The organism is Bulleidia sp. HCP3S3_C9 (assembly GCF_052064035.1).
Classification (GTDB): Bacteria; Bacillota_I; Bacilli_A; order Erysipelotrichales; family Erysipelotrichaceae; genus Bulleidia.
This window is the reverse complement of sequence record NZ_JBQHWJ010000078.1, coordinates 1-6427: the sequence shown is the minus strand read 5'-3', so window position 1 is coordinate 6427 and position 6427 is coordinate 1. Positions and strand designations below refer to the sequence as shown.

The following is a 6427-nucleotide window of genomic DNA, read 5'->3' as shown; positions in this document are numbered from 1 at the left end:
AGATGATGGATAAAGTAGCCAAATATATTTTTAAATCTCATCCAATGACCCGCAGACAGATTACGAATGCTTTGAATGCTGCTTTTCCTATTTTTGCTCAATAGTGAATCTTATGGTTAATTATGTTATAAAATTAAAATGACAGGTTACACAATAGTTATTAATAGGTGATATTTCGGATCTTTTTTTGCATATTTTTTACTTAACATGTATCGAAATAAGAATTAAAATGTTACTTATATGTAAATCGTAAGTCTCTATTTACATAGAAAAAATCTAAGGAAGAAGAAAAGAAAATGAAAAAAACAATGATTAGAAATCCTAAAACAACAGCTGTATTAACAGCATTATTGGTTGCTGGAATGGCAACTACACCAATCTGTGCCGAAGGTAAAGTTTACACACCAGTAAGTGGCACAAAAACAACTTTTGACACAACAATCTACATGAAAGATGCAGCAAGTGTTCCAAATGTTACATTCAAATATGGCGTAACTCAAGGAACAGCACAAAATGCTGATACTGCAGGTAAAAATCTGGCAGTACATAAGGGTAATGACGGTATTACTTCTACTGGTTTGCCAACAATTGCTGACATTACTTTCACTGCAGGTGATGCAAAGACAGCTACAGACGGAACAGCAATCAAGAAAACAGGCACTGTTGACTTCTCTGGCGTAACTTTTAAGGAACCAGGCGTTTACCGTTACGTAGTAACAGAAACAGGTGAACTTCAGGGTATTACGCATGAAGACAAAGCTCACAAGCAGGAAGACAGAATCAAGGCATTGGATGTATACGTCACAGATGTTGACGGTGCATTGAAGGTATCTGCTTATGTAATGCATGACAAGGAAGATGCAGCTGCAAAGCAATTAGACGGTGCTGATGGTGCTGTAAGACTTGATGACAAGGACACAAACTTTGAACACTTACTGACAACATCTGATGTAGTTCTATCCAAGAAGGTTACAGGAAACCAAGGCTCAAAGGATGAATACTTCAAGTTTACAGTAAATATCAAGGGTGCTGTTGCTGGAACTCAGTTCAAGGTTGATTTGACAAATGCTGATGCAGAAACAAAGACAACAGGTGTAAATACTGAAAAACACACAAACCAAGCATTATTGACAGCTGGTGAAGACGGGACATTGACACAGGATTTCTGGATTCAACATAACCAGTCCATCAAAATCCAAGGTCTTGCTGCAGAGACAGGTTACACAGTAACTGAAGCAGAAAATGCCTACAAGACAAATGTTGCTGTAACTGGTGACGCAACAAATGCTACTGAAAACGATATCAAGGCCGTAGCTGGCAAGGCTGTAACTGATGCAGCCGTTACAGCTGATACAACAGTTGCTTATACCAACGAAAAGGCAGGTGCAGTTCCAACAGGTATTGTAATGCCTATCGCAGGTGCTACTTCTATCATGTTAATTGGTGGTGCTGGTGTTGGATATTTCATTTTAAAGAATAAGAAAAGAGAAGGATAAATGACATTATGGGCTGAAAGATTTATTCTTTCAGCCCATACATACTTATATGAACAGCATTATAAAAAAAATAATTCGCTTCATTGATAATACAATTGATAGAATCATATTAATTGTATTTATTCTTGTATTTCTTGTTGGATGTTATGGAATGTATGATGTTTTGTGTGTTTACAATGAAGCACAGGATAAATCATTTCTAAAGTTTAAACCAAGCAATCGTGAATTGTTAACAGCAGAACTTGAAGGTAATGTTGCCTGGCTCATATTAGATGATTCTCCAATAGACTATCCAATTATGCAGGGTGAAAATGAAACTGATTATCTAAATACTGATCCATATGGTAAGTATTCATTATCTGGATCTATATTTCTAGATCACAGAAATAGCGAAGAATTTACAGATATTTATAATCTCGTATATGGACATCATATGGAAAACGATATGATGTTTGGTGGCTTAGATAAATGGCTTGAAGAAGATTACTTTTATACTCATACAACAGGTACTTTAACAACAAAGAATCATATTTACTCTTTACGTGTATTTGCGGTAGCAGATACAAATGCGGAAAGAAGTGAATTGTTTCAGCCAGTTGATGTTTCTGGTGATGTGAGTATTGCCTATATTTTGAGTCATTCTTTACTTCTAGATGCATCTGTCATTCCTACTCATGTATTAGCATTGTCTACATGTAAATATCCAAATACAAATGAGAGAACAATGGTGTTCTGTCAAATGGAAATGGTGTATGAAGGTAAGAATACTGAATTAGATCAGACAAAGAAACCAGAAGTAGCTCAAAGTGATTTGCAGTATGGTACAAAAGTATATAAAAACATTCAGCCTTTGAAACCTAACAAGACATTTCTTGATAGTTTTCTTACATTCATAGGGATTAAATAAAGGAGATAACAATATGAAAGTAATACTTAAGAACATAATAATACTTTGTTCAGTTATTCTTTTTACTATTCCTTTAAATGCGGAACAATCTCAGGCAATCATTCCTGTAGAAGTTTCAGGAGTTGATAGTAGTATTGTAGAAATCAATAGTGAAGATACAGATGCAAATAAGGCACTCAAAGCTTCTCAGTTTACAATCAATAAAACTGGTGAAATCACTGTTGATTACAATGAACCTGTAGATTATAAGTACACAGTGAAACAAATCATTCCTGATGAAAAGTCAGACATGATATACGATACAACAATCTATGATGTAGAAGTGTTTGTTGAAGCAACAGATGATACACTGATTCCTCATGTTGTTGTATGGAAAGATGGTCGCTCTGAAAAGTGTGATAAGGTAACTTTCACAAACAAAAAGAAAGAGCAGCCAAAAACTAGTACAGATACAAGTGATACAGCGGAAGCTGGCATGTATCTTAGTATGCTGGGAATTAGTATTGTAGTAATGATTGGTATGATTTTATGGAAGCGAAAACAAAGCGAAAACTCATAAGATTATTACTTAAAATAGGAGTCATTCTATTAATACTTTATTTTATCTTTAACTATCTGATCTGTATCTTTTATCTTAGAGGAAATTATATGTTTCCAGCAATGAAAGATGGAGATCTTGTGATTGCGACAAAATTAGAATTGATATCATCAAATGATACGGTTGTGTATGAACAGGATGATACAAAAAGAATTGGAAGAGTTGTAGCATTTGGTGGAGATACTGTTTCCTTCAGTGATTCTGGTGAGTTAATTGTGAATGGGAACGTCATTACAGAAGAAGTATTCTATCCAACAATGCAAGATGATTCATCTAATATTACGTATCCATATACAGTTCCTGAAGATACAATGTTTATTCTTAATGACTATCGAACTGGAACAAATGAATCATTCAATGATTCAAGAAAATATGATGCAATCGATACAAAACAAGTTAAAGGAAAAATCATTCTTCTTGTTAGAAGAAGAGGATTCTAATGAACATTCTAAATGACCAATTTAATTGGAGGGCGTGTATGTTAAAAAGAAAGGTAAAAGCAATTGAAAAAATACTGATATCTCTGCTTCTTGCAGCGAATAGTTTCATTTGTGTTTTTGCGTTAGATGATACTTCATCTACAACTGAACAACCAGTTCAGCAGGAAACACAACAAGAAACATCTGAAACACAGAATGAAGTTCAAGAAGCCCAACAAAATCAAGAATACACATACAGTGATGATTCAGTATCTGTGACAGTAACTGCACCAGTGGATGCATTACCATCAGATGCAATTTTACATGCCGATAAGATTGATAACAGTGAAGTTGATGTGTTGAGTGAATCTGATGTCTTGGATGATACGATTCAAAACTCTGTTATCTATGATGTTTATTTCACATTCAATGATGAAGAAATTGAGCCTACACAACCTGTTCAGGTATCTATGAATCTAAAGATTTCAGATATTGATTCAAACATGGATACTTCTACAGTTAATGTTAAACACATCAAAGACAATAATGAAGTGAATACAGTAGCTGATACGAATGATGTAGGTGGAATTACAAGTGATGGTGAAAGTCTGAATGCCAGCTTTACGACAGAAAGCTTTTCTTATTTTGTGATTTGCTATGGTAAAAATAATAATAATGAACCAAATAATCCTTTATATGCATATTTGTGTTATGAAAATGGTGAGGGTGGATATTCAGAAATCCCAAATTCTTTAGGAAACTATGATCACTTAACGATTACTGGTTCAAATAAAACATATGATCAGGCTGATTTTACAAAATATAACACAAAAGAAAATACCTGGGTTCATATGGAAACATTAGTTGCAACGTATGGAAAGTATACACAAGGATATACATATCAAAGTTCGCATGCGGGTTCTGAGAATGGACTAGGGATTAATTGGATTTACTATCAAAAAAATACTGGAAAATGGTATTACAGTGAATCTGTAGACAGACCTAATCGATCAATAGATGAATATGAAATTTTAAAAGCAAATACTAATATTTATTGCTTATTTACAAAAGATCATCTTTCAGATTCTATCATACAAGATAAAGTGGCTGAAAACGGATATTTATTTCTTCCTAAACCTGCAGATATCTCAGCTGAATCTCTAGTCACTTATAAATGGTATCGAAATACAACAGACGTTGAAACAGATACTGAAAAATATGAGTATGTGCCTCGTACAAAAGTAACAGGTTCATCTTATTCCATTGAAAGTGATAATTCTGGAACACGCTTATATCCAGCATTGGATATGGGTGTAACAGAAGCATACAAAAAGAATGAAGAAGTTCGTTATTGGTATAAAGTTGAAGTGTATGTAAATCATAAATTGTTCATGACAACAGAGCCAGTTCATAATATGTATTATGCATGTTTACAGAATGGCAGCTTTGAATATCCTGATACACAAAAATTAAATGCAGGAAAAACAGGTGCATTTATACCGGATGGTACAGCCAAACTAAACTGGCATACAACAGGAGAAGACAAACAGCTTGAAATCGTATATGCCCCATATGCAAAAAGTTCAGGAGGCTACAACATTTCTGATGGAAAGGCACCTGACGGAAATCAGTGTGCAGAATTGAATGCAGAAGCAGCGGGTACTTTATATCAAGATATTATGAGTACCCCAAATACTTTGCTGCATTGGAAATTAAGTCATAGAGCAAGACAAGGCCAAGATACAATGTATTTAATTGTCGCTCCGAAAAAAGAAGTTGAAAATATAACAACGCAAGATCAATTAATTGAATTAAAGAAAAATATTCTTAAGGACGTTATAGGCTATGAAAATAGAGGATATTATTTAAAAACTATCACAGATAATACAGAACGTTGGCAAAGCTATACTGGTGATTACACTGTGCCAGTAGGAAGCTATTTGACTAGGATGTTTTTCGTCGCTGGAGAAACCGGAAGTAGAGTAGACACAGTAGGTAACTTTATTGATGCTGTTTCATTTTCACCATTATTACCTGAACCCGAAAAAAATACTGGATATATTGAAGTGAATAAAATTGTTTCTGGTATTTCGGAAAATGATATTAGTAATTATCAAGTTCGAATTGATGTCAAAAAGAAGAATGGAGATAAAAGTATTGTTTCAAAAGTTCTTGATTTCTCTAATGCAATTAAATTGGCAGATGGAACATATAAAGTTAGTACAACATTTGACAGAACTTTTGATGCTGGATTAAATGAGTATGGAACTAGCTATGTCATAACTGAAACAGTTCTTTCAAAAATAAGTGATTCATATGATTCTGTGGGTAGCACTTATACTGTTAAACTGAACGAAGAACAGAAACAAAATGGTAATTATCCTAAAACTGGTATAGAACAAGCATTATTGAGTGGATCAAAAATGTCTATTGATCTTACAAATAGTTATCATCCTACAAAAGTTTCACTTACTGTAACAAACAAAGTATATGGAAATATGGGTAGTAAAGATAAATATTTTAAATACGTCTTAAAATATCCTGATGATATCGAAAATGGTCATGAAGAAAATTTTCAATTGAAGTCTGATGAAACAAAAACCTTTCTTATTCCATACGGAACTATTGTATATGTTAAACAAGAATCAGAAAGTGACGATGGCTATTCTTCATATTACATAGTTGGGGAAAATGGAGCATCAGTAATTACTTCGCTGATTTTTCATGATAAAAATAATCCTTTAACTTCAGATGTAACGGTTAATTATTTCAACACTCGTAATATGACTGTTCCAACTGTTGTAAAGAGTAATAGTGGTTATCTACTTGGTGTGATTGTATTCGGCTTAATTGGATTATTATCTATTTTATTTAGAGTAAAGATGAAGTAAAAATAAAAGGATTTAACTATAAGGAAGTCAAGTAATAAATGAAAGAAATTGGGGAATGTTAACAAATCCAGCAGGTTCCCAAACAGATCTTTGAAATTGTGAATAAAGTACTATTA

The 6427-nt window shown here is 33.5% G+C and carries 5 protein-coding genes; all 5 read left to right on the top strand.

Annotated elements, in window-relative coordinates; translation table 11 throughout:
- The first annotated feature begins 296 nt into the window (after positions 1–296).
- From ACTND6_RS10295 to ACTND6_RS10275, 5 genes are read left to right on the top strand one after another with little or no spacing between them, the layout of a single operon-like run.
- Entirely contained in the window at positions 297–1496 is a 1200-nt protein-coding gene (locus ACTND6_RS10295) for a DUF7601 domain-containing protein (RefSeq protein WP_441024079.1), read from the top strand.
- 49 nt (positions 1497–1545) lie between these two features.
- Positions 1546–2403: a class B sortase gene (locus ACTND6_RS10290; protein WP_441024077.1), complete on the top strand. Its 858-nt coding sequence runs from the start codon at positions 1546–1548 to the stop codon at positions 2401–2403.
- A gap of 13 nt (positions 2404–2416) precedes the next feature.
- Positions 2417–2962, top strand: a complete 546-nt coding sequence (locus tag ACTND6_RS10285) for a Spy0128 family protein (protein WP_441024075.1) — start codon at positions 2417–2419, stop codon at positions 2960–2962.
- Positions 2932–3441 (top strand): signal peptidase I, encoded by a 510-nt coding sequence (gene lepB, locus ACTND6_RS10280; protein WP_441024073.1) that lies wholly within the window; start codon positions 2932–2934, stop codon positions 3439–3441. The genes ACTND6_RS10285 and lepB overlap by 31 nt, the downstream gene beginning before the upstream one ends.
- A gap of 38 nt (positions 3442–3479) precedes the next feature.
- Positions 3480–6311 carry a hypothetical protein gene (locus tag ACTND6_RS10275; protein WP_441024072.1) on the top strand — a complete coding sequence of 944 codons (2832 nt, stop codon included), beginning with the start codon at positions 3480–3482 and terminating at the stop codon, positions 6309–6311.
- Positions 6312–6427: the final 116 nt, after the last annotated feature.

Excerpts from the sequence above, each read along its gene's own strand:
- ACTND6_RS10295 (WP_441024079.1), top strand. The coding sequence starts at position 297 with ATGAAAAAAACAATGATTAGAAATCCTAAAACAACAGCTGTATTAACA.
- ACTND6_RS10285 (WP_441024075.1), top strand. The coding sequence starts at position 2,417 with ATGAAAGTAATACTTAAGAACATAATAATACTTTGTTCAGTTATTCTT.
- ACTND6_RS10290 (WP_441024077.1), top strand. The coding sequence starts at position 1,546 with ATGAACAGCATTATAAAAAAAATAATTCGCTTCATTGATAATACAATT.
- ACTND6_RS10275 (WP_441024072.1), top strand. The coding sequence starts at position 3,480 with ATGTTAAAAAGAAAGGTAAAAGCAATTGAAAAAATACTGATATCTCTG.
- lepB (WP_441024073.1), top strand. The coding sequence starts at position 2,932 with ATGGAAGCGAAAACAAAGCGAAAACTCATAAGATTATTACTTAAAATA.